The organism is Agromyces sp. C10 (assembly GCF_023217995.1).
GTDB lineage: Bacteria > Actinomycetota > Actinomycetes > Actinomycetales > Microbacteriaceae > Agromyces > Agromyces indicus.
On sequence record NZ_JALPSX010000002.1, the window covers coordinates 1 to 25,304 of the forward strand.

General features: G+C 71.6%; 23 protein-coding genes. 19 read left to right on the top strand and 4 right to left on the bottom strand.

Translation table 11 applies throughout. The annotated features are described in order from the left end of the window. Positions 1-350: 350 nt before the first annotated feature. From recR to M1L56_RS16050, 7 genes are all read left to right on the top strand, one after another. Positions 351-947: a recombination mediator RecR gene (recR, locus tag M1L56_RS02305; RefSeq protein ID WP_067948856.1), complete on the top strand. Its 597-nt coding sequence runs from the start codon at positions 351-353 to the stop codon at positions 945-947. 51 nt (positions 948-998) lie between these two features. After that, positions 999-1,352, top strand: a complete 354-nt coding sequence (locus M1L56_RS02310; RefSeq protein ID WP_067948854.1) for a nuclear transport factor 2 family protein — start codon at positions 999-1,001, stop codon at positions 1,350-1,352. A gap of 131 nt (positions 1,353-1,483) precedes the next feature. Next, positions 1,484-2,758 (top strand): aspartate kinase, encoded by a 1,275-nt coding sequence (locus M1L56_RS02315; RefSeq protein ID WP_248597990.1) that lies wholly within the window; start codon positions 1,484-1,486, stop codon positions 2,756-2,758. A gap of 154 nt (positions 2,759-2,912) precedes the next feature. Then, complete coding sequence (locus M1L56_RS02320; RefSeq protein ID WP_067948849.1) at positions 2,913-3,968, top strand: aspartate-semialdehyde dehydrogenase; 1,056 nt, start codon at positions 2,913-2,915, stop codon at positions 3,966-3,968. Positions 3,969-4,221: 253 nt separating this feature from the next. Next, entirely contained in the window at positions 4,222-4,881 is a 660-nt protein-coding gene (locus M1L56_RS02325) for an LPXTG cell wall anchor domain-containing protein (RefSeq protein WP_248597991.1), read from the top strand. A 79-nt stretch (positions 4,882-4,960) separates the two neighbouring features. Continuing rightward, the gene (locus tag M1L56_RS02330) at positions 4,961-6,634 is read left to right on the top strand and encodes a PAS domain-containing sensor histidine kinase (protein ID WP_248597992.1); all 1,674 of its coding nucleotides are present in this window, start codon (positions 4,961-4,963) and stop codon (positions 6,632-6,634) included. Continuing rightward, the gene (locus tag M1L56_RS16050; protein ID WP_248597993.1) at positions 6,631-7,788 is read left to right on the top strand and encodes a diguanylate cyclase domain-containing protein; all 1,158 of its coding nucleotides are present in this window, start codon (positions 6,631-6,633) and stop codon (positions 7,786-7,788) included. The genes M1L56_RS02330 and M1L56_RS16050 overlap by 4 nt, the downstream gene beginning before the upstream one ends. A gap of 9 nt (positions 7,789-7,797) precedes the next feature. Here M1L56_RS16050 and M1L56_RS02340 read toward each other — a convergent pair whose 3' ends face one another. Further along, complete coding sequence (locus M1L56_RS02340) at positions 7,798-8,433, bottom strand: hypothetical protein (protein WP_248597994.1); 636 nt, start codon at positions 8,431-8,433, stop codon at positions 7,798-7,800. 162 nt (positions 8,434-8,595) lie between these two features. On the opposite strand from M1L56_RS02340, the gene M1L56_RS02345 reads away from it, so the two are divergent. Beyond that, positions 8,596-10,098 carry a glycosyltransferase gene (locus M1L56_RS02345; protein WP_248597995.1) on the top strand — a complete coding sequence of 501 codons (1,503 nt, stop codon included), beginning with the start codon at positions 8,596-8,598 and terminating at the stop codon, positions 10,096-10,098. Positions 10,099-10,123: 25 nt separating this feature from the next. On the opposite strand, the gene M1L56_RS02350 is transcribed toward M1L56_RS02345, so the two are convergent. Together M1L56_RS02350 and M1L56_RS02355 are read right to left on the bottom strand one after the other, a co-directional pair. Further along, on the bottom strand, positions 10,124-11,029 hold the full coding sequence (locus M1L56_RS02350; RefSeq protein WP_248597996.1) for a response regulator transcription factor: 906 nt from the start codon (positions 11,027-11,029) through the stop codon (positions 10,124-10,126). Between the two features lie 31 nt (positions 11,030-11,060). Then, on the bottom strand, positions 11,061-12,092 hold the full coding sequence (locus M1L56_RS02355; protein WP_248597997.1) for a glycoside hydrolase family 6 protein: 1,032 nt from the start codon (positions 12,090-12,092) through the stop codon (positions 11,061-11,063). Positions 12,093-12,222: 130 nt separating this feature from the next. Here M1L56_RS02355 and M1L56_RS02360 point away from each other — a divergent pair, with 130 nt between their 5' ends. The 9 genes from M1L56_RS02360 to M1L56_RS02400 all read left to right on the top strand — a co-directional run bounded on the left by M1L56_RS02360 (position 12,223) and on the right by M1L56_RS02400 (position 22,171). After that, complete coding sequence (locus tag M1L56_RS02360; protein WP_308198806.1) at positions 12,223-13,722, top strand: malate:quinone oxidoreductase; 1,500 nt, start codon at positions 12,223-12,225, stop codon at positions 13,720-13,722. Between the two features lie 414 nt (positions 13,723-14,136). Continuing rightward, positions 14,137-15,894: an ATP-binding cassette domain-containing protein gene (locus tag M1L56_RS02365; protein ID WP_248597998.1), complete on the top strand. Its 1,758-nt coding sequence runs from the start codon at positions 14,137-14,139 to the stop codon at positions 15,892-15,894. Positions 15,895-16,026: 132 nt separating this feature from the next. Then, positions 16,027-16,518: a cupin domain-containing protein gene (locus M1L56_RS02370; RefSeq protein ID WP_248597999.1), complete on the top strand. Its 492-nt coding sequence runs from the start codon at positions 16,027-16,029 to the stop codon at positions 16,516-16,518. Between the two features lie 98 nt (positions 16,519-16,616). Further along, positions 16,617-17,672 carry an Rv2578c family radical SAM protein gene (locus tag M1L56_RS02375; protein ID WP_248598000.1) on the top strand — a complete coding sequence of 352 codons (1,056 nt, stop codon included), beginning with the start codon at positions 16,617-16,619 and terminating at the stop codon, positions 17,670-17,672. Between the two features lie 154 nt (positions 17,673-17,826). After that, positions 17,827-19,029 carry a sensor histidine kinase gene (locus tag M1L56_RS02380; RefSeq protein ID WP_248598001.1) on the top strand — a complete coding sequence of 401 codons (1,203 nt, stop codon included), beginning with the start codon at positions 17,827-17,829 and terminating at the stop codon, positions 19,027-19,029. Next, positions 19,026-20,168, top strand: coding sequence for a hypothetical protein (locus M1L56_RS02385; protein ID WP_248598002.1), 1,143 nt, complete (start codon positions 19,026-19,028; stop codon positions 20,166-20,168). The genes M1L56_RS02380 and M1L56_RS02385 overlap by 4 nt, the downstream gene beginning before the upstream one ends. Further along, positions 20,158-20,868: a response regulator gene (locus M1L56_RS02390; RefSeq protein WP_248598003.1), complete on the top strand. Its 711-nt coding sequence runs from the start codon at positions 20,158-20,160 to the stop codon at positions 20,866-20,868. Before M1L56_RS02385 ends, M1L56_RS02390 begins: the two co-directional genes overlap by 11 nt. After that, a complete protein-coding gene (locus M1L56_RS02395) occupies positions 20,869-21,483 on the top strand; it encodes a thymidine kinase (protein ID WP_248598004.1) in 615 nt (204 codons plus the stop codon). A 244-nt stretch (positions 21,484-21,727) separates the two neighbouring features. Further along, the gene (locus tag M1L56_RS02400; protein ID WP_248598005.1) at positions 21,728-22,171 is read left to right on the top strand and encodes a hypothetical protein; all 444 of its coding nucleotides are present in this window, start codon (positions 21,728-21,730) and stop codon (positions 22,169-22,171) included. Positions 22,172-22,201: 30 nt separating this feature from the next. Here M1L56_RS02400 and M1L56_RS02405 read toward each other — a convergent pair whose 3' ends face one another. After that, positions 22,202-22,933, bottom strand: coding sequence for a CPBP family intramembrane glutamic endopeptidase (locus tag M1L56_RS02405; protein WP_248598006.1), 732 nt, complete (start codon positions 22,931-22,933; stop codon positions 22,202-22,204). Positions 22,934-23,265: 332 nt separating this feature from the next. Between M1L56_RS02405 and M1L56_RS02410 the strand changes: the two genes are divergently transcribed. Then, positions 23,266-24,669, top strand: a complete 1,404-nt coding sequence (locus tag M1L56_RS02410) for a polysaccharide biosynthesis tyrosine autokinase (protein WP_248598007.1) — start codon at positions 23,266-23,268, stop codon at positions 24,667-24,669. Continuing rightward, a complete protein-coding gene (locus M1L56_RS02415; protein WP_248598008.1) occupies positions 24,666-25,265 on the top strand; it encodes a low molecular weight phosphatase family protein in 600 nt (199 codons plus the stop codon). The genes M1L56_RS02410 and M1L56_RS02415 overlap by 4 nt, the downstream gene beginning before the upstream one ends. Positions 25,266-25,304 lie beyond the last annotated feature (39 nt).

Here is a 25,304-nt window from a genome sequence, read left to right on the forward strand (position 1 = left end):
GGGGGCCCCCCCCGGCCGGGGGGGCCCCCCCCCCGTTCGGGCGGCCCCCCCCGGCCCCCCCCCCACGGCCCGGCGTCGATGCCGCACCGATCGACGACGTCCCGCCGCCCGATGACGCCGATGCGCCTCCGGCCGACGACGAGCCGCCGTTCGACGCAGCACCGGCTCCCGCGCCGGAGCCGTCCGCGCCGGCGGCCCGACCGGCGCGCGCCGCGACCCCGGCGCGTGCGTCCTCGGGCACCGCTCCCATCCAGCGCTACGGCGAGGCGGTGGTGCGCGACCTGCTCGGCGCGACCTTCCTCGAAGAGGTCGAGGCGCCGCCCGCCCGATTCGGCGAGCGGAGCTAGCGCGTGTACGAGGGCATCGTCCAAGAGCTGATCGACGAGCTGGGCCGGCTGCCGGGCATCGGTCCGAAGTCGGCGCAGCGCATCGCGTTCCACATCGTGCAGACCGAGCAGTTCGACGTGTCGCGGCTCGCCGAGATCCTGCTCGAGGTGCGCGACAAGGTGAAGTTCTGCGAGATCTGCGGCAACGTGGCCGAGCAGTCCACGTGCTCCATCTGCCGCGACCCGCGCCGTGATGCGTCGCTCATCTGCGTGGTCGAGGAGGCGAAGGACGTCGTGGCGATCGAGCGCACGCGCGAGTTCCGCGGCCTCTACCACGTGCTCGGCGGCGCGATCAGCCCGATCGACGGCATCGGGCCCGACGAGCTCCGCATCCGACAGCTCATGCAGCGCCTCGCCGACGGCACCGTCACCGAGGTCATCATCGCCACCGACCCCAACCTCGAGGGCGAGGCCACGGCCACGTATCTCAGCCGGCTCCTCACGACCCTCGAGATCCGCGTGACGCGCCTCGCCTCGGGCCTGCCCGTCGGCGGCGACCTCGAGTACGCCGACGAGGTCACCCTGGGCCGAGCGTTCGAGGGTCGGCGCGTCGTCGGCTGACGCCCGCGCCACCCATTGACGACCGGATGCCGCGCCGATAGAACGGACCACATGAGCGCAGGCAGCGACTGGGTCGAAGGCTACGTCCGAGCGTGGGAGACCAACGATCCCGACGACATCGCGGCGATCTTCACGGATGACGCGGTGTACGAGTTCAGTCCCGACGATCCCGATGCCCTGCGGGGTCGCGAGGCGATCATCGCCGGGTGGCTCGACTCCAAGGACGAGCCCGACGACTGGGAGTTCGACTGGGAGGTCCTCACCGAGACCGACGATCTCGTGATCGTCCAGGGCCGCACCGACTACCCGGACTCGAAGCTCTACGACAACCTCTGGGTCATTCGGCTCGCGCCCGACGGCCGGGCGACGCGCTTCACCGAGTGGTACATGGAGCGCGACCGCTGATCTCCGGCTGCCTGCGCGACGCTCGGGCCGGTCGTCACATGGCAGGGCGAGAATGCGGCCCGCCGTATGATGGACGTTCCGGCGCCGGGTGATCATCTCCCCGGCCCAGACACACCCCCGGGAGCGCCCACGTGAGCTTGATCGTGCAGAAATACGGCGGATCGTCCGTCGCCGATGCGGAGAGCATCAAGCGGGTCGCGAAGCGCATCGTCGAGACCCGCAAGGCGGGCAACGATGTCGTGGTCGCGGTCTCCGCCATGGGCGACACGACCGACGAGCTGCTCGACCTGGCCAACGAGGTCACGCCGCTCCCGGCACCCCGCGAGCTCGACATGCTGTTGTCGGCGGGCGAGCGCATCTCGATGGCGCTGCTCGCGATGGCGATCAAGAGCATGGGCCACGAGGCGCGCTCGTTCACGGGCAGCCAGGCGGGCATGATCACGGATGCCACGCACGGCGCCGCCCGCATCGTCGACGTGACCCCGGTCCGCCTTCGCGAGGCGCTCGACGAGGGCGCGGTCGTCATCGTCGCCGGGTTCCAGGGCTTCAACCGCGACACGCGCGACATCACCACCCTCGGCCGTGGCGGCAGCGACACGACCGCGGTGGCGCTGGCCGCGGCGCTCGACGCCGACGTGTGCGAGATCTACACCGACGTCGACGGCGTGTTCACGTCCGACCCGCGCGTGGTGAAGAAGGCACGCAAGCTCGACCGCATCACGAGCGAGGAGATGCTCGAGCTCGCGTCATCCGGTGCCAAGGTGCTGCACATCAGGGCCGTCGAGTACGCGCGCCGTCACGGGGTGACCCTGCACGTGCGCTCGTCGTTCAACAACAGCGAGGGGACCGTCGTCTACGACCCCGAGCGCCTTCCCGAAGGAGAAGCTGTGGAAGAGTCCGTCATCGCCGGTGTGGCGGTCGACCTGGGCCAGGTCAAGATCACGGTCGTCGGCGTGCCCGACGTGCCGGGGGCCGCGGCGAAGATCTTCAAGATCGTCGCGAACACGAACGCGAACGTCGACATGATCGTGCAGAACGTCTCGGCCGCGGCGACGGGTCGCACCGACATCTCGTTCACCGTCCCGAAGTCCGACGGCGAGCGGTCGCTGAAGGCGCTGTCCGAGGCGCAGGAGTCGCTCGGCTTCGAGTCGCTCCAGTACGACGACCAGATCGGCAAGCTGTCGCTGGTCGGCGCCGCGATGCGCTCGGCGGCGGGCATCTCGGCGAAGCTGTTCGAGGCGCTGTACGACGCGGGCATCAACATCGAGATGATCTCGACGTCCGAGATCCGCATCTCGGTGGTCACGCGCGCCGACTCGGTGAACGACGCGGCTCGCGCGGTGCACACCGCGTTCGAGCTCGACGGCGACGCCGACGCGGTCGTCTACGCGGGCACGGGCCGCTAGTCGCGAACGGATGCCGCGACGCGGCGTCCTGCGCGACATCCGTCGAACGACTGCCGGATTTGAGGAGAAGGCTGCCAGATCAGGACCGAGCGAGGCGCTTTCGGCGGTCGCCCGGACGAACTCCTGAATACTGGATGCCACGAGAGGGAGCACCATGCCACACGGAGTGAACATCGGCGTCGTCGGCGCCACCGGACAGGTCGGCGCGGTCGTGCGCCGGCTCCTCGAGGACCGCGACTTCCCCGTCGCGTCGATCCGCTACTTCGCCTCGGCGCGCTCGGCGGGCACGACGCTGCCGTTCCGCGGCGAGGACGTCGTCGTCGAGGATGCCTCGACGGCCGACCCCACGGGCCTCGACATCGCGATCTTCTCGGCGGGCGCGACCCTGTCGAAGGCGCAGGCGCCGCGGTTCGCCGCAGCGGGCGTCACCGTCATCGACAACTCGAGCGGATGGCGCATGGACCCCGACGTGCCGCTCGTGGTCAGCGAGGTGAACCCGCACGCGATCGCCGAGGCGCGCAAGGGCATCATCGCGAACCCCAACTGCACGACGATGGCTGCGATGCCGGTGCTGAAGGTACTGCACGACGAGGCGGGCCTCGAGCGACTGATGGTCGCCACGTACCAGGCCGTGTCCGGCGCCGGACTCGCGGGCGGCGAGGAGCTGCTCGAGCAGGCGAAGGCCGCCGTCGAGCAGGATGCGATCGAGCTCGTGCACGACGGCTCGGCCGTGACGATGCCCGAGCCGAAGAAGTTCCCCCGCCCCATCGCGTTCGACGTGATCCCGCTCGCCGGCTCGATCGTCGACGACGGCGACCTCGAGACCGACGAGGAGAAGAAGCTCCGCAACGAGAGCCGCAAGATCCTCGAGCTGCCGGGCCTCCGCGTCGCGGGCACCTGCGTGCGGGTGCCGGTCTTCACGGGGCACTCGCTGTCGATCCACGCCGAATTCGCCAACGACATCACGCCCGAGCGCGCGACGGAGCTGCTCGCCGAGGCGCCCGGGGTCCAGCTCAGCGACATCCCGACGCCGCTGCAGGCGGCCGGCACCGACCCGAGCTATGTCGGACGGATCCGTCGCGACCAGTCGGCGCCCGAGGGCCGCGGACTCGTGCTCTTCGTGTCGAACGACAACCTGCGGAAGGGTGCGGCGCTGAACGCCGTGCAGATCGCCGAACTCGTCGCCGCGGAGCTGCCGGCGAAGGTCTGACGACTCGCGAATTCACGCCCCGGGCGCGGCAGACGGATGCTGCGCCCGGGGCGTTCGCGTGCCGTGACCGAATCGTGATCGAATCGGCCGATCGGACTCCGTTCAGGGCATATCTCTCCGCTTCGCGCGAGCCCTAGGCTGAGCATGACCCTGACGTGGTGAACGGCGGCCTTCCCACCCGCCGTTCGACCCTGCCCACGCGCCCGGTCGACTCCGTATCCGAACACCCACTTCCCCCCAGGAGCCCCCTTCCATGAAGTCACCCCGTGCGTTCGCTGCTGCCCTGATCCTCGCCGCCGGCGCCGTCGCATTCACCGCCGCCCCGGCGTACGCCACCCCCAACAGCACCAAGGTCTGCCCCGAGTTCGACACCGGCCACCTCTCCGCGAACGGCGAGAAGGAGTGGACCGCGGTCGCCCCCGAGGGGCAGCTGATCGCCCAGATCTGCGTGAAGGCCGGTTCGGCCAAGCAGGGCCTCGGGCCCGAGCTGATCACGCTCGACCCCTACGCCGAGTCGGTCACCTTCCGCCACAGCTCCGGCAAGGACATCAGCCACTACTCGGTCGCGTACGTCGAGGTCACCGAGACCATGCCGCCGGCGACGCCGGGCGACGGCGACCCGGTGGGTGGCGGCGACCCGGTGGGTGGCGGCGACGGTGACGGCGACCCCGTGGGCGGCGGCGACGGCGACGGCGAGCCGGTCGTCGGCGAGCCGATCGGCGGGGAGACCGACCCGATCGGCGGCGGTGACGGCGAGACCGACCCGGTCGGCGGCGGCGAGGCCACCGAGACGAAGGCGCAGCTGGCGGCGACCGGCTTCGAGAACGGCTGGCTCCTCTTCGCGGGCTTCGCGGCCATCGCGGCGGGCGCCGGTCTGGCGGCCACCCGGATCGTCGCAGCGAAGCGTCGCTGAGCCACCGAACCACGCGAACGCCCGCCCCGCCACCGCGCGGGGCGGGCGTTCCGCGTTCCCGTCCCGCTAGGCTGCACCCGTGACGGCTTCGGGGGGAGGCCGCACGGGCGCATCTGCGACCCTCGACCGATCGGTGGTCCTGTCGCAGTTGCTGTTCGGCGCGGTCGTGGTGGTGGTGGTCTTCGTCCTGTACGTCTTCGCGCCACTGACGGCGGCATCGCCCCTGATGCTCACGGGCGTCGTGATGGTGTTCGGGGCGTGCGGCGTGGCCGTGGCGGTGCCATGGCATCGGTTGCCTCGGGACGTCGTCATCGCGGTGCCGCTCCTGGACGCGCTCGCTGTGGGCGTCATGCGTCTGGGCGAGCCGGCGAGCGGCGTCGGCCTGCTCTGGGTGTTCCCCACGCTCTGGCTCGCCACGTACTTCGGGGTGCGCGGGGCGGTCATCGCGTTCGTGTCCACCACGTCGCTGCTGTGGGCCACCGAGCTCGCCACGGGTCGGGCGTTCACCCCCGCGAGCCTGCCGAGCGTCGTGATGCTGCCGGTGGCGCTGGTGTTCGTCGCGACGAGCGCGCTGCTCACGAGCCGTCGCACGAGCGCGCAGCGGATCCTGCTGCGACGGCAGGCGGAACAGCTCGAGCGTGCGGTGCGGCGACTGCGCCGTCAGCAGGCGCTTCTCGCCGACGTGCTGGCGGCGGTGGGCTTCGGGGTCGTCCGGATCGACCGCGACGGCCGACCCGCCCTCGTCAACCGCGCATACGCGGAGCTCTACGGCCTGGAGCCTGCCCGCCCGGACCTGTCACGAACCGGCATCGAGTACGCCGAGGACCGGACGGCCAGGCTGCGGCCGGAGGAGGTGCCGTTCGCGCGCGCGGCGCGCGGCGAGGAGTTCGACGACGTCGTCACGTGGATCGAGCGCGGCGACGGGACCGCGGTCGCGGTCGCGGTCACGGCCCGCCGCCTGTTCGACGACGGCGACGAGCCCGACGGCAGCGTCCTGGTGGCCCGCGACGTGACCACCGAGCTCCGTGCGGTGAAGGCGCGCGACGACCTCGTCGCATCGGTGTCCCACGAACTCCGCACGCCGATGACGGCGGTGCTCGGCTACGTCGAATTGTCGCTCGACACGCCCGGCGTGCCCGAGCCGGTGCGACGCAACCTGCAGGTGATGGAGCGCAACGGAGAACGGATGCTGCGCCTCGTCGGCAGCATCCTCGAGTCGGCGCGGCGGACGGGCGATGAAGCGCGGGTCGACCTCGACCTCGCGCCGACCGACCTGGCCGAGGTGCTGTCCGAGGCGGTCGAGTCGCTCCGCCCCCGCGCGGACGAGCAGGGAGTGGCCCTGCGGATGACGGAGTCCGATCACGAGCCCGTCATCGCCGACGCGTTCCGCATCCGACAGGTGCTCGACAACGTGCTCTCGAACGCCGTGAAGTACAACCGGGCGGGCGGCGAGGTGATCGCGGGGGTCTCGGTGTACGGCGACGCGGCGTGGATCGTCGTCCGCGACAGCGGCATCGGCATCCCGTCGGCAGAGCTGCCGCGCGTGTTCGACCGGTTCTACCGCTCGGAGTCGGTGCGCAGCAGCAGCACGCACGGCAGCGGCCTGGGCCTCGGTATCGCACGCGACCTGGTCGAGCGGCATGGCGGTCGGGTGCGGATCGACAGTGAGGAGGGCAGCGGCACCACGGTGATGGTCCGGCTGCCCGTGGGTGGCCCGGCAGCAGGCGAGGCGGGGCCGGGGGAGGCAGCGTGAGCATCGACCTGTACACGATCCAGTTGGCGGTGAGCGCGGTGACGATCGTCGCCGGCGTCATGTTCATCCTCGACACGTTCCTCCGGCGAACGGATGGCGCGGGCCGCCTCTGGGCGGTCGCGTTCATGTCCGGCATCGTGGCGTCGTTCGCCTACTCGACGTGGGTGGTCCTGCCGGGCGCGTGGTGGGCGATCGCGGTGGGCAACGCGTGCATGGTGCTGACGCCGGCACTGCTGTGGGCCGGCTCGCGCGCGTACAACGGGCGGCCGGACGCGGCGTGGGCGGCGGTGGGTGGTGCGGCGGTCGCCGCGGTGGCGGTGCTGGCCGGCGGGCCCGACGGCGGAGACTGGGCGGGAGCTCCGGCGATGTTCCTCCTCATCTCCCTGTTCTCCGCGCTGGCGGCGGCGGAGACGTTGCGCGCACCGATGAACGAGCAGTGGGTGGCGAAGGGGCTGACGCTCGCCTTCTCGTTCGTCGCGACGTTCTATGCGGTGAGGACCACCGGCTTCATCCTGCTCGGCCCCGGCGATCCCTGGTTCGACGCGTTCCTCGGTACCGCGGCATCCGCGTTCGTGCTGATCTCGTTGGTCATCGTGACGGTGGTGGCGATGGTGATCCTCCAGGGCGAGCGCGTGCCTCGGGCGCCGCGGCGGGGCGCGCCGATCGCGCTGTCGTACACGCCCGACGCGGTGCTCACGGCGCAGTCGTTCCGGGAGATCGTCGAGGACTGGCTCGAGCGGGCGAACTTCCACGATGAGCAGCTGGTCTTCATGCGCGTCGAGCTCGACGAGCTGCAGGCCGTCCATACGGCGTTCGGTCGAACGGCCGCCGCGGAGCTCACGGCGAGGTTCGTCGAGGCGGTGCGCCGGTACGGGTCGCCGCACTCCGACATCGGGGCGGTGGGCGAGGGCGCGCTCGTCCTGGTCGCCCCGTTCGAGCGGATGTCGGACGCCGAAGCGAGTGCGGAGAACATCCGGACGGGCCTCCGCGAGAATCCCATCGAGGCGTCGGTCGGCCTCAGGCTGTCGGCGAGCATCGGGCTCGCGGGCACCGACCGGTTCGGGTACGAGTTCGACCGCCTGATGCGCGAGGCGGCGCAGGCGGGTGCGCAGGCCCGCGCGCTCGGTGGCGACGAGGTCGTGCTCGCGGTCTGAGGGGCCGGCTCAGCCCGACGGGGCGATCGCGATGGTGAGCGTGTCGACGGCCGTCTGCTTCGCGTAGTCGTTCGACTGCGGCGTCGACTGCTGCAGCAGTTCGTACCGCAGGTCGACCTGGATCGCGATCGCGGTGGGATCGACGGCGGGCAACGTGACGGTCTGGCTGTAGCTGTACGGATCGAGGATCAGGTAGCCGGGTGCGACGGTGGCCTGGTCGACGATCGGCGTGGGGGAGTCGAGTGCTCCGTCGGGTCCGACCACGACGGGGGCAGCGGTGAGCCGCGAGAGGTAGATCCGCTGCCCGTCGTCGGGCGTGATGGTGGCGCGCATGGCGATGCTGAGCGGCTTGGTCGCGGCGGCGGTCCACTGGTCCATCGTGAGCGTCGACCAGTAGTCGATCGTGAGGGTCATGGCGCCGACCTCGAGGGTCTTCGTGGCGGAGCCGGCGGCGAGGTCGTTCTGCACCGGCGCGGCGCTCGGCGTCGTCGTCGCGGACTCGGTCGGCGAGGTGGTCGCGGGCGTGGTGGCGGAGGTCTCGAGCCAGGGCGGGGTCGTGCAGCCGACGGTGGCGAGCAGGACGACGGTGACCGCCGGGATCGCGGCGGCGCGCGACAGCGCTCGGAACGGGCGTGGTCCGGGCACGCGGGTCCTTCCGGGTTCGGCGACGTCTGGCCCCCCAGACGCCGAATCTTGAGGAGATCCTGAGGTGACGTTAGCGCATCGCTGCGCGGTTCCCGCGGTCGGGCGCGCAGACTCGGTGACGTGCGGCGGGGACGCTGCACCCGAACCGTCGGAAGGACCGAGATGCCCGAGCTGATCGCGTCACCCCAGCACCTCCCCCCGGTGCAGGCGCAGAACAGCGAAGGCGTCCACCCGAACCGGTCCTCCCGTCCGCTTCCCGTACCCGAACTCGAAGCGTACGCCGACGGATTCGCCGCGATCGTCGAGATGCTCCCCTCCGCGAGGGCGACCATCGGATGCATCGTCCCCGCCTACAACGAGGAGGCGTCGATCGGCGCGGTCCTGCACTCGCTGCTCGGACAGACGCGTCTCCCGGATGTCATCCACGTAGTCGTGAACAACACCACGGATCGCACAGTGGACGTCGCGGCGGCCTACGCCGGCCGGCACGCCCGTGTCGATGCGGACGGCGTCGAGCAGTCCACCGAGGTGTTCGTCCACGACATCGGCCGCAACCCCGACAAGAAGGTCGGGGCGCTGAACTACGGCTACACGCTGGTCGAAGGGATGGACTTCCTCCTCGGCGTCGACGGCGACACGGTCGCCGATCCGCGCGCGGTCGAGTTCCTGGAAGCCGAGATCGCGTCGGACAGCCGCATCGGCGGCATCTCGGCGATCTACTCGATCGACGACCGGCCGTTCACGGGGCTCGTCGCACCGTTCCTCATCGCTGGTCAGCGCGCGCAGTTCGCGGCGTTCAACCTGCAGAACATGCTGCGCGGCCGCAACATGGCCGTGCTCGGCGGCCAGTACTCCATCTTCTCCATCCGTGCGCTGCGCGACGCGATGACGGCGAACCGGCAGACGACCCCCTGGGTCAAGGACAGCGAGGTCGAGGATTCGCTGCTGTCGCTGCAGATCAAGAGCGCAGGCTACCTCACGAAGATCAGCGCGCGCGCCCGCGCCGACGTGGGCGGGATGACGACCCTGCGGGCGCTCGACGCGCAGCAGGTCAAGTGGAACTACGGCGCCATCGAACTCATGTGGCCGGGGCAGCGCGGCGACACGAAGGGACAGCCGTTCCACCCGAACCTGCGGCTGCGGTGGTGGGAGAACCTGGGCATGGCGGTCAACGCCCTGACGCGCGTGCTGTTCCTGGTGCTCCTCGCCGGGTCCCTTTCGATCGGTGCCTTCGTCTTCAGCCCCTGGTGGCTGATCCCGCCGGTGGTCGCCGTGGCGCTGAACCTGCGGATCGCCCTGTCGATGAAGAACCTGGGCGCTCGCGACATCCTGTTCGCCCTGCTGGTCGTGCCGGCCGAGCTGTACATGTGGATCCGCATCGGGCACTTCGTGCGAGCGTGGTCGAAGTTCGGGAGCAAGAAGCAGGTCGACAACTGGGCCGAGCAGGCGAAGGCGGAACGCGGGTCCGGTCACGCGTACCTCGCGCCGCTGCTGCTCGCGATCGGCGCGGTGGTCGCGGCCGTGGCGGTGTGGTTCCAGCTGACCCCGGTCGTGCAGTCGTCGATCCTGTGGGCGGGCTGGCCGGTGCTCGGCACGATCACCGTGCTGCAGACGCTGGCCATGTTCTCGAAGCTGGTGCGGCGTCACCACGGCTACCGGGTGTGACGGATGCCGCGGCATCCGTCATCGGTCAGGTCATGTCGTCGGCGGTGAGCCGGTATCCGACTCCGCGGACCGTCTCGATCCACCGAGGCTGGGCGGCGCTCTCGCCGAGCTTTCGGCGCAGGTTGGCCAGGTGCACCTCGACCGCTCGCTTGTCGGCGTCGCTGACGTAGTACGAGGTGACGTAGCTCTCGCCGCGCAGCGCGAGCGCGAGGTCGGCCTTGCTGCGGACGCGGCGGCGGGAGGAGACGATGAGCGCGAGCAGGTCGAACTCGCTGCGGGTGAGGTCGACGGGCGTGCCGTCGACGTCCGTGAGCCGCATCTCGGGGTGCAGGCGGAGACCGCGGTGCTCGAGCCATCCGTCGTCGGCGTCGGGCGGCGCCGTCGCGGCGGTCGACGTTCGAGACGGGGGAGCGTCGGGCCCGGGCTGGGCCTCGGGCGCGGCGGTCGGCGCGGGCGCAGCGGTCGGCGAGGGCGCGGTGGCGGCCGGCGGCGCGAGCGCGGGATCGGCGGGCGGCGTGGCGTCGCCCGTCACCGGCGTCGCGATCGGTCCGGTGCCCGCGCGCGGCCGCCGCAGCATGGCGTCGACGCGAGCCCGGAGCTCCCGGGGCCGGAACGGCTTGACGACGTAGTCGTCGGCGCCCGACTCGAGGCCGATGAGGGTGTCGATCTCCTCGTTCCGCGCGGTCAGCATGATCAGGTAGGTGTCGCTGAACGTGCGGATGCGCTTCGCGGTCTCGAACCCGTCGATGCCCGGCATGCTGACGTCGAGCGTCGTGAGCACCGGCCGGTGGCGGCGCACCTTCTCGATCCCGTCCAGGCCGTTGGCGGCGCTGTGGGTCTCGAACCCGCCCTGCTCGAGCACGTCCTCGAGCAGACGACGGATGTCGGGGTCGTCCTCGATGATCACGGCGATGCGGTCCATCTCCGCCATGGTGCCTCCTGTTCGTTCGGGTCGGTGGGCGTCAGCGCGACGCGGGTGGTTCGGCGGCCAGTTCGACGGCCACCTCGGGCCACCACCGGCCGGCGCGCGGGCCGCCGTTGCATTCGCCGTCGCTCTCGCCGGGCGGCTTGATCCAGAGCAGGGCGTCGACGACGGGGTGGTCGATGACATGCGGTGCGTCGCCGAGCGCGCGGCCGCGGGCGTTGCACCACTCGCCGTCGGGGGGCGGGCCGGCGCCGTTGCGCGAGGTGTCGATGACGGCGTGCGCGCCGCCCAGCCGGTCGGCGAGCGCGGTCGCGTACGCCAGTTCGTCGTCGGTTTCCCGGGTGTTGGCGACGTTGGTCGCGAAGCCACGGGCGCGGTCGATGCCGGCGCCGCGCAGCAGGTCGGCCATCCGCTCCACGGCGAGCCAGTCGGAGTGGCCGCCGTCGAGGTAGACCGCGGTCCGGTCGCCGTCGAGCCGTTCGAGCGCCGAGGCGACGAGGTCGATGCGCTCGCCCGGGTCGGCGCAGTCGGTCGACATCGCGAGCGAGTCGGGTTCGAGCACGACGGCGGCGGGCTGGTCGGCGATCCCCGCGGCGATCTGGTCCACCCAGTCCAGGTAGGCGCGCGGCGGCAGCCCCCCGGCCGAGTGTCCGCCGCAGTCGCGGTCGGCGATGCCGTAGACGACGAGCACCGGCTGGGCGTCGGCGGATGCCGCGTCGGCGACGATCGCCCCGACGTGCTCTCGTACGTCGCCGGCGGGCACGTGCTCGGGGGTCAGCCAGATCGCGGCGGGCTGTGCGGCGATGACCGCGGCGGCCGCGCGCTCGGCGGGGTCGGTGGTGGTGCTCGCGGCGCGGGCCGCGGAGCCGTCGGGGTCCAGGTAGAGGTCGCGACCCGCGAACGGGTCCGTCGTCCCGGCGGAGTTGCCGCGGGCGATCCCGACTGCGAGGCCGACGGTAGCGGCGGCGGCGACCCCGACGATGAGCGCGACCGCGACCGTGCGGCCCCGGCGCGGCGACGAGACCGGCGCGCGTCGAGGCGCGCCGAGTCGTCGGTCCTGCTGCGACACGTCGTCCCCTCCCGAAACGCCCGCTGTCCCCCGGTCAGCAGTCTATGGGGGACACGGGGGCCTTCCGCGGCCCGCCACGGGCCCGATCGGCTGGTCGAGCACACATCCGCGCCCACTTACACTGGAACCCGTGACTTCCGAGGAGACCGTCGACGTCGTGCTGATCGGCGGGGGCATCATGAGCGCGACGCTCGGCTCCCTGCTCTCGAGGCTGCAGCCCGACTGGAGCATCCGCGTCTACGAGCGGCTGGGTCGCGTGGCGCAGGAGTCGTCGAACCCCTGGAACAACGCGGGCACCGGCCACGCGGCACTCTGCGAGCTGAACTACATGCCCGAGGCGCCCGACGGCAGCGTGAGCGCCGCGAAGGCCGTGCAGATCAACGAGCAGTTCCAGGTGAGCCGACAGTACTGGGCCCACCTCGTCGAAGACGGCTCGCTGCCCGAGCCTCGCAGCTTCATCAACTCCACCCCGCACATGACGTTCGTGCGCGGCAAGGCCAACATCGAGTACCTGAAGAAGCGCGTCAAGGCGCTCGAGGGCCAGCCGCTGTTCGCCGGCATGGAGTACACGGAGGACCTCGACACGATCGCCGAGTGGGCGCCGCTGCTCGCCAAGAAGCGCAACCCGAAGGCGAAGGTCGCGGCGACCCGCATCGAGTCCGGAACGGACGTCGACTACGGGGCACTCACGGTCCAGCTCATGCGCGACCTCGAGTCGCGCGGCGCGTCGATCCGCACCGACCACCAGGTGACGTGGCTGAAGCGCCAGGAGGACGGCACGTGGCGGATCCGCGTGCGCAACCTCGTGGGCGGCAACGTGCACACCGTGCGCGCGCGGTTCGTGTTCGTGGGCGCCGGCGGCGGGGCGCTCGCCCTGCTGCAGCACTCGGGCATCCCCGAGATCCGCGGCTACGGCGGCTTCCCGATCTCGGGCCAGTTCCTTCGCACGACCAACCCGAAGCTGGTCGCGCAGCACCAGGCGAAGGTCTACGGCAAGGCCGCCGTCGGCGCCCCGCCGATGTCGGTGCCGCACCTCGACACCCGAGTCGTCGATGGCGAGACATCGCTGCTGTTCGGGCCGTACGCGGGCTTCACGCCGAAGTTCCTCAAGACGAGCACGTGGTTCGACCTGCCGTTCTCCATCCGCACCCACAACCTCGGGCCGATGCTGCAGGTGGGCCTGCGCAACTTCGACCTCGTGAAGTACCTCGTCTCCGAACTGCTTGCCTCGCGCGAGAAGAAGATGGCGGCGCTGCGCGAGTTCATGCCCACGGCGAAGACCGAGGACTGGGAGCTCATCACGGCCGGCCAGCGCGTGCAGGTCATGAAGAAGGACCCCGAGAAGGGCGGCATCCTGCAGTTCGGCACCGAGGTGATCTCGGGCGCCGACGGCACGATCGCCGGCCTGCTGGGTGCGTCGCCCGGGGCCTCGGTGTCGGTGCCGATCATGCTCGAGGTCATGGGCAAGTGCTTCCCCGACCGCATGGGCGAGTGGGAGCCGAAGCTGCGCGAGATGATCCCGTCGCTCGGCACGAACCTCTCCGACGACCCGGAGGCGGCGGCCGAGTCGCTCGCGCGCACCGCGGCCGTGCTGCAGCTCACCCCCAGCACCGCGCTCGTCGCCAAGTAGCGCGCCGCTCCCCGGTGGTGGCGGAGCGCGCGCAGCGCCCCGCTCGTCGAGGAGGACGCGAAGCGCCCGCTGGTCGAGTAGGACGCGAAGCGCCCGTATCGAGACCCCCCGAACCAAACCTCGACCAACCCGCGTGGGTCTGCTACAGTCGACCCCGCTATGAAGTGAGCACATCCCATCGTCCCGCGCCCGAGGCGCCGTTGACACCGGGGTGCGCTCCTTCCACTGATCGCGACAGTGTTCGCGCGCACCCAGGCGACGGCAGATGCCCGGCGGGATCCATCATCCGCTCCCGGGTCGTCGTCGCCGTCCACGCGTGACGTCGGGCCGTGTCCGACGCGTCGTCCGCGCCCGCTGAAGCGCGCGTTCGCACGCCGGCGGCCCGGGAGCCTCCTCGCGAAGGGGTTCCGCCTCATGTCAGTCACCCATTCCCACTCATCCCACCTCCGCGTCGAGGGCCTCTCGGTCGCGTTCGGCGATCGTCGTGTGCTGTCCGACCTCGATCTCACCGTCGCGCCGGGCCGTCGCTTGGGGCTCATCGGCGAGAACGGCGCGGGCAAATCGACCCTGCTGCGCGTCATCGCCGGCGGCGTCCTCCCCGGCTCCGTCGTGCACGGGCGCATCGCCCGGCCGCCGCGCACCGGCCTGCTCTTCCAGGAGCTGCCGTTCGACCCGGCGGATCACGTCGACGAGGTGCTCGAGGCATCCGTCGCCGACGTGCGGGCGATCGAGCTCGAGCTCGACGCCGCGGCCTCGGCGCTGTCGGCGCCCGAGTCCGAGTCGACGGATGCCGCAGCCGCCCGCGCGGCGGACCGGTACGCCGTCGCCCTCGAGGCGGCCGAGCGCGCCGACGTGTGGTCGGTCGAGCGGCGCCGCGACGAGCTGCTCGCCGGGCTCGGCCTCGCCGGGCTCGGTCGCGACCGGCGCATCGGCGAGCTGTCCGGTGGTCAGCGCAGCCGGTTCGCGCTCGCGGCGCTGCTGCTGTCGTCTCCGGATGCGCTTCTGCTCGACGAGCCCACGAACCACCTCGACGACGACGCCGCCGGGTTCCTCGAGGAGCGCCTCCGTGCGTGGCGCGGACCGGTCGTGTTCGCCAGTCACGACCGGGCGTTCCTCGACCGCGTGGCGACGGGCCTGCTCGACCTGGATCCGGGGCGGGCGGGCGCTGCGGCACTCGCGCGAACCGGGGCGGCCCCGGCGGGCGCCGGGTCGCGTGAAGCGGTGCTCGCGGCATCCGTCGGCACGGTGTTCGGCGGGTCGTTCAGCGAGTACCTGGCGGTGCGCGCGGAGGAACGTGCGCGCTGGGCTCGGCAGCACGATGCGGAGCAGTCCGAGTTGCGGCGGCTGCGGGTCGTGGTCGCCGAGCGCGCCCGCGACGTCGCGCACGGTCGTGCGGCGCGCGACAACGACAAGTTCCTCAAGCACTTCAAGCGCGAGAACGTCGAGCAGGCGGTCTCCCGGCGGGTGCGGAACGCCGAGCTGCGCCTCGCGGAGCTGGAGCGTACGCAGGTGGCCCGGCCGCCGTCGCCGATGGCGTTCGCGGGCATCCCGTCGGGGTCGCACGCGCTCGAGGGCGACGACGGGCAGTTGCTGCAGGTGTCGGGCGTGGCGGTCGAGGGCCGCCTCGAGCTCGATGCGCTGCAGGTCGGACCGCTCACGCGGCTGCTCATCACGGGCGCGAACGGTGCCGGCAAGTCGACCTTGCTCGCGCTGCTCGCGGGGCGTCTCGCGCCGGATCGCGGCACGGTGCGCCGGCGCCGGGGGCTCCGCGTCGGCCTGCTCGAGCAGGACGTGCGGTTCGCCGATCCGGATGCCACACCGAGGGCGCTGTACGAGCGGGCGCTGGGGGAGCGGCGCGCCGAGCGCGTGCCGCTCGCCGACCTGGGGCTCATCGGCTCGCGCGACCTCGATCGGCCCGTGGGCCGGCTCTCAGTGGGGCAGCAGCGGCGGCTCGCGCTCGCGCTGGTGATCGCCGCGCCGCCGCACGTGTTCCTGCTCGACGAGCCGACGAACCACCTGTCGCTGGCCCTGGCCGGCGAATTGGAGGAGGCGCTCGGCGAGTACCCCGGCGCGGTGCTCGTCGCGAGTCACGACCGGTGGCTGCGCCGCCGTTGGGAGGGGGAGGAGCTCGCGCTCCTGCCGCACCCGGCGGGGGCACTCGCCGCAACGTAGGACCCTCCGCGGAATGCAGGACGCGCGCCTCCGTGCGCGTCCTGCATTCCGCTGGTCGTCCTGTCTCGTGATCGCGGTCGGCACCAGAGAACGGGGTACCGGCGCCCGTGCCCCAGCAGTAGCATCCGATGCATGGACGCGCCGAAGGGTCCCCATGTCCTGCGATCCGCCCAGGTCGAATCCACCGGCGAACCGGGCCTGCTCGACCGGTATCTCATCGAGGGCTCGGCATCGGGTGATCGCGTCGCGCTCGTGGAGCACGTCCTGGCCCCGAAGGCCCTCGCCGCGCCGATGCACCGGCACTCCCGCGAGGACGAGTACTCGTTCGTCCTCGCCGGCACGCTCGGCGTGATCGAGGAGGGGATCGAGGTCACGGCGTCGCCCGGCGACCTCGTGACCAAGGTGCGTGGACGATGGCACACGTTCTGGAACGCCGGTGATGACGAGCTCCGCGTGCTCGAGTTGATCGTGCCCGCGGGGATCGAGGCGCTGTTCCGCCGACTCGCGGAACCGGGCGGCGAGTACTCTCCGGAGACGCTGCCGGCGCTCGCCGCCGAGTACGGCGCCGAGGTCGACTTCGAGGCGACGATGCCACTGGTGGAACGGCACGGCCTGACGTTCTAGGCGGTGACCGTCGGCCTGCGGGTGGTGAGCGGATGCCGCGGCTCGGCGCGCCGCGGCATCCGCTTGCCCTCGATTCGAACATGTGTTCGAATAGCGGGGTGAGGTGGAACACGCAGGAACTCGGCGTCGAGCAGCAGGGCACCCTGCCGGGCCTCGCGCGCCTCAACAACCTCGTGAGGTCGGTGCAGACTCCGGAGTTCGCCGGGGTCACGTTCCACGAGGTGCTGGCCAAGTCGGCGCTGAACAAGGTGCCCGGCCAGTCCTACGTGCCGTTCGGCTGGACCATCAACCCCTACCGGGGCTGCCAGCACGCATGCGCCTACTGCTTCGCCCGGCCGACGCACGAGTACCTCGACCTCGACGCGGGCGACGACTTCGATCGCGAGATCATCGTCAAGGTCAACGTCGCCGAGGTGCTGCAGCGCGAACTCGTGAGGCCGTCGTGGCAGCACGAACCGGTCGCGCTCGGCACGAACACCGACCCCTACCAGCGAGCCGAGGGCCGGTATTCGCTCATGCCGGGCATCATCGACGGGCTCGCGTCGAGCGGCACGCCGTTCAGCATCCTCACCAAGGGCACGCTGCTGCGGCGCGACCTGCCGCTGTTGCAGGCGGCGCGCGAGCACGTGCCCATCGACCTGGCGATGTCGATCGCCGTGTACGACGACGAGGTGCAGCGGTCGATCGAGCCGGGCACGCCGACGACTGCGGCACGGCTCGCGACGGTCACGGCGGCGCGCGACGCGGGCTTCGACTGCTCGGTGTTCCTGATGCCGATCCTGCCGTACCTGACCGACACACGCGCCCATCTCGACGAGGCGGTCCGCCGGGCCAAGGCGGCCGGGGCCACGAGGCTGGTCTACTCGGCGCTGCACCTGCGGGGGTCGGTCAAGCCGTGGTTCTTCTCGTGGCTCGCGCGCGAGCACCCGGAACTCGTCGACCGCTATCGGGCCATGTACCCGGGCGCGAGCGCCTATGCGCCGAAGGAGTACCGCACCTGGTTGGCCGAGCGGATGCGGCCGTTGCTCCGCGCGCACCGGCTCGAGCGCGGCCGCGAAGACGTCGTCACGGGCGGGGTCAGCTCGACGGCACGGAAGCGACCCGCGCCCTCGTCCTCCGGACTCACCCCCGCCGTACCCACCATGCTGTTCTGACAACTGGGATACATTTCAGGCAGGACGCGAACACCCACCGGCGGATGGGAGCACGATGACCCTGGGCCTTCCCGAGCATCTCGCGGGAGCGTCCTTGAGTCGTGCGCTCACGCGCGCGGGCCACAGTGCCGCTGCAGTGTGCCTCATCGCCGCGATGGCGATCGCCGCAGCCTCGGTGATCGACGGCCGCGCCTGGGGTCTGACCGAGCCGCGCACCTCGGCGATGCTGGTGCTGGGGCTGGTGGGCGCTCAGGCAGTGGCACAGACCGCCCTCGCGCGCTGGCCCAACGTCACGCTCACCGTGGTCACCCTCATCGTCGGCGGGGCGGTGTCCTTCGCGCTGACCGACGTGCTGATGCAACCCTCCAGCGACTTCGACAGCACGAACAACGCGATGCTCGCGCTGCCTCGGGTCGCGCTCGTGCTGCTCGGCGGCGCCGGCATCGGTTCCGGCATCGCGATCACCTGGGCCGCACTGGGCTGGGGCATCGGCGAGGCGGCCACGCTGCTGGGCGTGGCGATCACCGACGCTGCCGCCGTCGACTGGGCCGGGGCCGGCGTGTGGGTGCCGAACGTGAGCGCGGCCGCCGCGTTCCTCATCATGGCCATCGTCCGGACCTTCGACGGGATCGCCCGGCGCAACGCGGCACGCCAGGAGGCGGGGCTGTACCGGGCGACGCAGCAGACCCGCGAGCTCGAGATCCGACACGATTACGAGCTCCGCGCCATCGCGCGACTGCACGACACCGCCCTGAGCCACCTCGTGGCGGTGGCCACGGCCGGGTCGGGGCCGGTCGCGGAACGGTTGCGCTCCGACATCCGTCACGACCTGGCCCTCATCGTCGGTCGCGACTGGGCGATCGACCATGCCGACCTCGACGGCGGGCGCCGCCAGGAGGCCGGCAGTCGCACCGCCCGGCGCGTGGCGGCGACCCTGACGGCCGATTCCGGCGACGACGCGGGGCACCGTCCACTCGCCGAGGCGATGGACGTCGCGCGGCATGCGGGCCTCCAGGTCCACCTCTCCGGTGATCCGTCGGCGTTGCGCCTCATCGGGCCGGCACGGCGCGAGGCGCTCGAGGCCGCCGTGACGCAGTGCGTGATGAACGTGATCCGTCACGCCGGCGTCGACGAGGTCGAGGTCGCGGTCGGACCGGGCGACGACCAGGTGACCGTCGCGGTGGTCGACGGGGGTGCGGGCTTCGACGTATCGAACGTGCCCCGGGATCGCATCGGCCTGCGCACCTCCATCCGGGGGCGGATCGAGCAGGAGGGCGGCACCGTGCAGGTGTGGTCCCGTCCGGGCGTCGGCACGACGGTGCTCCTCAGCGTTCCGGTGACGGGGGACGGCTCATGAGGGGCACCATCCGGATGACGCAGCAGGAGGTCGACCCGCTGGGCGGCATCGCCGCGGTGCCGCTCGTCGCCGTCGGCGCCATCGGCACCACGTCGATGGCCGTCGCGCTGACGTGGTGGCACCGCTCCGAGATCGTCTTCCCCGCGGTCGCGGTGCTCGCTGTCGTGCTGGTCGCCGCAGCGGGCGCGATCGCCTGGGTCTCCGCGCTGCCGAACCGCGCCCCGTTCACGGTCGAGCGGCTCGGCCTGGTGGTGCTTCTCGGACTCGTCGGCGCGGTGGCCGAGTACGTGAGCACCGTCGGTCGCAACCGGTACCTGCACGACGACTTCGGCCCGCTCTCGGTGGGACTGCTCCTCCTGGCGCTGGCGCCGTTCTGCTCGTGGGTGTCGCTGCTCGTGGCGGGCGGGCTCTCCGCTGTGGTCGTCGCGATCCTCGGCATCGGGGCGGCGGGCCCGGCGGTGACGGCGGCGCCCGTGCTGTCGTTCGGGATCCTCAATGCGGTCGCGGTGTTCGCGCCGGCATCGGCGGCGGCGGCGTACTCGGCGACCGTGGTGAACGAGACCCTCGCCTGGCAGCGCCGCACGAACGCGGCGGCGCTCGAGCACGAGGGGGCGCTGCGCACGGGCATCGCCAGGTCGGTGCAGCAGGGGCGCGTGTCCGTGCTGAGTCGCGAGGTGCTGCCCTTCCTCGCGCAGGTGATGACGGCCGACCGCATCACCGTGGCGGATGCCGACCGGGCCCGGGACCTGGCCGACGCGTTGCGGCGGGCGCTGAAGGCGGGTATCGAGTCGACCTGGCTCGATGAGCTCGCGGTCTCCACCACGGCGAGCCGTGGCGTACCGGTGACGGTCCATGACGAGGCGGGCGGCGCGGCGCAGCTGCGCGACGAGCAGCGTGCGACGATCACCGCGCTGCTGGCGTGGTTGACCGATGAGCAGCGCGCTGCATCGGTCACGATCGCGCTCGCCGGGCCGCTGCGGGACGAGTCGCGGATCACGATCCTCGCGCGAAGGGGAGCGGCGCCGCTCGCGCGTCGTGACCTCGAGCGGTTCCTCGCCGTGGCCCGCGCCGTGGGTCTGCGTGGCGAGGTGGCCCCGGCGGGGGAGAATGTCCGTGTGGAGTTCCGTCATGACGCCTGATCGCGATGCCGCGCCGGACGCGGGCGACGACCGCCCGCGCTCGCCGGTGCGCGTGGGCATCCTCGACGATCACGCCGTGATCGTCGATGGCATCGCGTTCTGGATCGGCGAGAACGCGCCGGACGTGCAGGTGGCGCTCCGCGCGACGCGTTGGCTCGACCTCATCCGCGACCCGGAGTTCCCGGTCGACATCGTGCTCATGGATCTGCAGCTCGCCGACTCGGTCTCGATCGAGTCGCGGATCCGCGCGTGCCGTGCCGCGGGGTGCGAGGTCGTCGTGGTGACCGCGCTCGACGATGCGGAGTCGCGTGAGCGGTCGCTTGCGGCGGGAGCGGTCGCGTTCGTTCCGAAGACGCTGCCGGTGAGCGAGGTCATCGACGTGGTGCGTCGTGTGGCTCGCGGTGAGCGGGTGCCCAAGCGTCGCTCGGCTGCGCAGGTCGCTGCAGCGGCCGCGGCATCCGCTGCCGCCGACGAGTCGGACATCGACGATGCGCACCTCAGCGCCGCCGAGCGGCGAGCGGTGAGCCTGTACGTGCAGGGTCTGTCGACCAGCGAGGTCGCGCGCCGTATGGACGTCGGCTACGAGACGGCCAAGACCTATTTGCGCCGCGCGCGCGACAAGTACGCGAAGGTCGGCCGTCCAGCCGGTCGACGCTCCGAGCTCATCCGCCGCGCGGCGGAGGACGGGATGCTCGAGTAGATGGCGAAGCTCTACTTCCGGTACGGCGCGATGAACTCGGGGAAGTCGACGGCTCTGCTGCAGGCGGCGTTCAACTACGAGGAGCGGGGGCACCGGGTGCTCCTCGCCAAGCCCGCCGTCGACACGAAGGGCGATCGCGACATCGTCTCGCGGTTGGGCGTGGTTCGCGAGGTCGACTTCACGATCGGGCCCGACGACCAGGTGCTCGAGGTGTTCCAGCGTTACCGCACATCGGTCATCGAGGCGCACGGCCGCGACGTCAGCTGCCTGCTCGTCGACGAGGCGCAGTTCCTCACCGGCGACCAGGTCGACGACCTGCTCCGCATCGCGCTGCTCGACGACATTCCCGTTCTGGCATATGGCATTCGCACCGACTTCCAGACGGCCGCGTTCCGGGGCAGTCGGCGTCTGCTGGAGGTGGCCCACAGCCTCGAGGAGTTGAAGACGATCTGCCGCTGCGGTCGCAAGGCGATCTTCAACGGCCGTCGAGTCGGCGGGCGGTACATCTTCGACGGCGACCAGGTCGCGATCGACGGGGTCGAGGTCACCTACGAGTCGCTGTGCGGCGTCTGCTACCTGCAGGAGAGCGGGGGAGTCCTGAACGGTCGGCACTGACGGCGGGGCAGGCCTGGCGCCGGCGCCAACGGATGAGCACCGCATCGCCCTGACGTCGCGCAACGTGTGCTTCCCGCCTGTCGGATTGCGTTCCGCTGTCGTTCATGTGCCAGCATGGTCCCGCGATTGCCGGGACATTCCCCCATTCCGGCGGTCGCGCGGGAGTTGAGTCGTGGATTCCAGTCACGGTCGTGGACGTGCCGACGCTTCGTCGACCCCGGCCCCGGTCGATCAGCGCGGTCCGGTGCGCCTGGTCGGCACCGGTCGGGCGCACGATCGCGCCTTCTTCGTGGCCGTGGTGCGGCACCTGCACGAGTCGGGGTTCCAGGTCGAGGGCCTGTGGGCCGGCGGGCGCCGCGGGGCGCGGCGGGATGCCGCCGCAGCGGGGATCGCCGTCGCCGGCGGCGGGCTGTCGCATCGTCGACGCGCGCTCGACGCGTTGGCCGCGGCCGATGTGCACCTGTGCTGCGCCAGGTCGTCGCGGTTGCCGAAGCCGGTGCAGCAGAGTGCCGAGCTCGGCGTGGTGACGATCGTGCGCGACGCACCGGCGTTCGACGGGCTCGCGGTGCCGTTCGCCGTGGCCGAGGTGACGGATGTCGCGCTGCTGTGGCCGTCGGTGACGCACCCCGACACGCGTCAGGAGGGCGTTCGAATGCTCTCGGCCGTGGTGGCTCGCGCTGTCAGGTGAGCCCGCGCACCGTCGGGTGAGCTCGCGCCGTCACACCAGCAGCAGCACGAGCGTCAGGTTGAACACGGCGTGCGCGACGATGGCACCGCCGAGCCGTCCGGTGACGGCGACGAGGGTGCCGACGGCGCACCCGAAGACGAAGGTGCTGAGCGCCACGACCCAGGCGCCCGTGGGGGTGGCGGCGTCGAGGGTGTGCAGGAGGGCGAAGACGGCGGCGGTGGCGACGATGCCGATCACGGTCGCGGTGCGGGGTGCGCTGCCGGCGGCGCGCGCGGCATCCGTCACCACCGGCTGGGCGACGCCGCGGAAGAACAGTTCTTCGATGACGGGGGCCAGCAGTACGGGCGCGAGGATCAGCCCGAACCACCAGGCGAGGGGGTCGAGTTCGAGGCGGATGCCGCCGCCGGGCATGACCCCGGTGAGGGCGACCTGCACGATGGCGGCGATGCCGCGGGCGAGCAGCCCGATGCCGATGCCGAAGAGCACGTCGATGGCGGTGAGGCGGAGGCGCGGGCGGGTGGTGGCCAGGATGCCGCGGCCGGGTCGCGCGCGCCAGGCCGCGGCGACGACGACCCCGAGGGGGATCCAGACGGCGAGGTAGGCCCCCACGATCTGCAGCCAGGCGGGCATGACCACGGTGCGGGTCAGGGCACCGAAGGCGAGGGTGAGGGCGATCGCGGCGAGGACGGCGATGGCGATGGCGAGCGTGCCGCGGGCGGCATCCGTTCGCGTCTTCGCCGTATCGGCGGGATCGGGGGACATGCGCTCACCCTAGCGACCCGGCTGGGCGCCGCCGACACGCCGCAGCTCCACCGAAGCGGATGCTGTTACAGAACCGTTATCGAATCCCCCATTCAGGGGTCACCAGGTGCGGTATTGGGTGATTTCGTCCCCCGAAGGGGGGACGTGAGTCCCGCGAAATGCGGACATGCGCCTCCCGTCGGAGTGTGCAAGCGTGTCTTCCGGACGGGTCGAGAGTTACTCCCGGCGTCGTTTCAGCTTTTGCTCCTATGGCAGCATTGGGGGACGTCGGCGGCGCAAGGGGGGAGCGCCGACCGACGTTTTTCCTTGTCCGGGGCCTGAGAGGTGCACATATGGAGCTGCGGGATTACCTGCGCATCCTTCGCGGGTCATGGGTGCTCATCACGCTCCTGACCCTGCTCGGCATCGGCGCAGGCGCCGCGTACTCCATCGTCACCACCCCGAAGTTCAGCTCGTCGGCGAAGGTCTTCGTGTCGACCTCGAATGGAACGACGGTCTCCGAGCTCCAGCAGGGCAACACGTTCACGCAGCAGCGCGTGAAGACCTACGCCGACCTCGTGTCGACGCCGATCGTGCTGCTGCCGGTCATCGACCAGCTCAGCCTCGACCTGACGGGTGAGCAGTTGGCCGAGCAGGTCTCGGCGACGGCGCCGCTCGACACGACCCTCATCGAGATCACGGTGACGGATGTCGACCCGGCTCTGGCCGCGCAGATCGCCACCGCGGTGAGCGAGAGCCTCACCGACGTCGTGAGTTCGATCGAGGCCTCGGAGACCCCCGAGGGCGAGCCGACCAGCCCCGTGCGTCTGACGCTCGTGCAGCATGCTGCCGTGCCGCAATCGCCGGTGAGTCCGAACGTGCCGCTCAACGTGGCGCTCGGCGGGCTGGTCGGCCTCGCTCTCGGTATCGGCTTGGCGGTGCTCCGCGAGACCCTCGACACCCGCATCCGCAACGAGCGCGATGTCGAGCTCGTCACCGAGACGCCGATCATCGGCGGCATCGTGTTCGACCCGAAGGCGAGCGAGCGGCCGCTGATCGTGCACGCCGACCCGCGGTCGCCGCGGGCCGAGTCGTTCCGCACGCTGCGCACGAACCTGTACTTCCTCGACGCCGACCGCGCGAACCGGTCGTTCGTCGTGACGAGCTCGGTCGAGTCCGAGGGCAAGTCGACGACGACGGCGAACCTCGCGATCGCGCTGGCGGATGCCGGTGCGCGCGTGCTGCTCGTCGATGCCGACCTGCGTCGCCCGAAGCAGGCGGACTACCTGGGTCTCGAGGGCGCGGTGGGGCTCTCCGACGTGCTCATCGGCCGCGCCGACCTGCAGGACGTGGTGCAGCGTTGGGGCCGGCACAGCATGTTCGTGCTGCCGGCCGGCGCGATCCCGCCGAATCCCAGCGAGCTCCTCGGGTCGACCGCTATGGTCGAGCTGATCGCCGAGGCCAACCGGTCGTTCGATGTCGTGCTGTTCGACTGCCCGCCGCTGCTGCCGGTCACGGATGCCGCGATCCTCTCGCGCAACGTGGGCGGCTCGATCGTCGTGGTGGCCGCCGGTCGAACGCACCGCGGACAGCTGAAGGGCGCGATGGCGGCGCTCGCGAACGTCGATGCCCCCGTCTCCGGCGTGGTCATGACGATGTTGCCGACGAAGGGCCCCGACGCGTACGGCTACGGCCGCTACGGCTACGGATACGGATACGGCTACGCCTCCGAGGAGTCGGCGGTGACGACGACATGACCTTCCGCGTGCTCTCCGTCTGCACCGGCAACGTGTGCCGGTCGCCGTTCGCCGCGCAGCTGCTCGCTGCGCGGCTCGCGGCGTCCGGCGTCGTCGCCGAGGTGACGAGCGCGGGGACGCACGCGATGGTGGGCCACGCGATGACCCCCGAGGCGGCGGAGATGTCGCTGCGGGCGGGCGTGAACCCGGAGGCGCACGTCGCCCGGCAGCTGACCGCCGACATGATCGACGAGGCCGACCTGGTGCTGGTGGCGTCGCGCGAGCACCGGGCCGCGGTGCAGCAGGTGTCGCCGCGCGCGTCGCGGCGAACGTTCACGTATCGCGAGTTCGCTCGCATCGCCGACTTCGTGGCGGCGGAGAGTGCCGCCGACCCCGCGTTCGCGTACCCGCGCGACCCGCGTGCCCTGGTGGAGGAGGTCGCGGCGTCCCGCGGCCTCGCCGTGCCGCCGGCCCGCCCCGAGGACGACGACGTCGTCGATCCCTATCGCCGCTCACCCGAGGTGTATGCCGAGGCGGAGCGCCTGATCACCGTCGCCGTCGACGGGCTGGTCCGGGCGTTCGCCGCGACTGCTTCGGGAGGTCGTGGTGCCGCGTAGGTCTGGTTGGTCCGCTTCGTCGCAGTACGGCACCCGGTG

What these genes read in the sequence shown, in the direction of transcription:
- M1L56_RS02310 (WP_067948854.1), top strand. Translation starts at nt 999, where the DNA reads ATGAGCGCAGGCAGCGACTGGGTCGAAGGCTACGTCCGAGCGTGGGAG.
- M1L56_RS02320 (WP_067948849.1), top strand. Translation starts at nt 2,913, where the DNA reads ATGCCACACGGAGTGAACATCGGCGTCGTCGGCGCCACCGGACAGGTC.
- M1L56_RS02325 (WP_248597991.1), top strand. Translation starts at nt 4,222, where the DNA reads ATGAAGTCACCCCGTGCGTTCGCTGCTGCCCTGATCCTCGCCGCCGGC.
- M1L56_RS02345 (WP_248597995.1), top strand. Translation starts at nt 8,596, where the DNA reads ATGCCCGAGCTGATCGCGTCACCCCAGCACCTCCCCCCGGTGCAGGCG.
- M1L56_RS02350 (WP_248597996.1), bottom strand. Translation starts at nt 11,029, where the DNA reads ATGGCGGAGATGGACCGCATCGCCGTGATCATCGAGGACGACCCCGAC.
- M1L56_RS02365 (WP_248597998.1), top strand. Translation starts at nt 14,137, where the DNA reads ATGTCAGTCACCCATTCCCACTCATCCCACCTCCGCGTCGAGGGCCTC.
- M1L56_RS02370 (WP_248597999.1), top strand. Translation starts at nt 16,027, where the DNA reads ATGGACGCGCCGAAGGGTCCCCATGTCCTGCGATCCGCCCAGGTCGAA.
- M1L56_RS02380 (WP_248598001.1), top strand. Translation starts at nt 17,827, where the DNA reads ATGGCGATCGCCGCAGCCTCGGTGATCGACGGCCGCGCCTGGGGTCTG.
- M1L56_RS02385 (WP_248598002.1), top strand. Translation starts at nt 19,026, where the DNA reads ATGAGGGGCACCATCCGGATGACGCAGCAGGAGGTCGACCCGCTGGGC.
- M1L56_RS02390 (WP_248598003.1), top strand. Translation starts at nt 20,158, where the DNA reads ATGACGCCTGATCGCGATGCCGCGCCGGACGCGGGCGACGACCGCCCG.
- M1L56_RS02395 (WP_248598004.1), top strand. Translation starts at nt 20,869, where the DNA reads ATGGCGAAGCTCTACTTCCGGTACGGCGCGATGAACTCGGGGAAGTCG.
- M1L56_RS02405 (WP_248598006.1), bottom strand. Translation starts at nt 22,933, where the DNA reads ATGTCCCCCGATCCCGCCGATACGGCGAAGACGCGAACGGATGCCGCC.
- M1L56_RS02410 (WP_248598007.1), top strand. Translation starts at nt 23,266, where the DNA reads ATGGAGCTGCGGGATTACCTGCGCATCCTTCGCGGGTCATGGGTGCTC.
- M1L56_RS02415 (WP_248598008.1), top strand. Translation starts at nt 24,666, where the DNA reads ATGACCTTCCGCGTGCTCTCCGTCTGCACCGGCAACGTGTGCCGGTCG.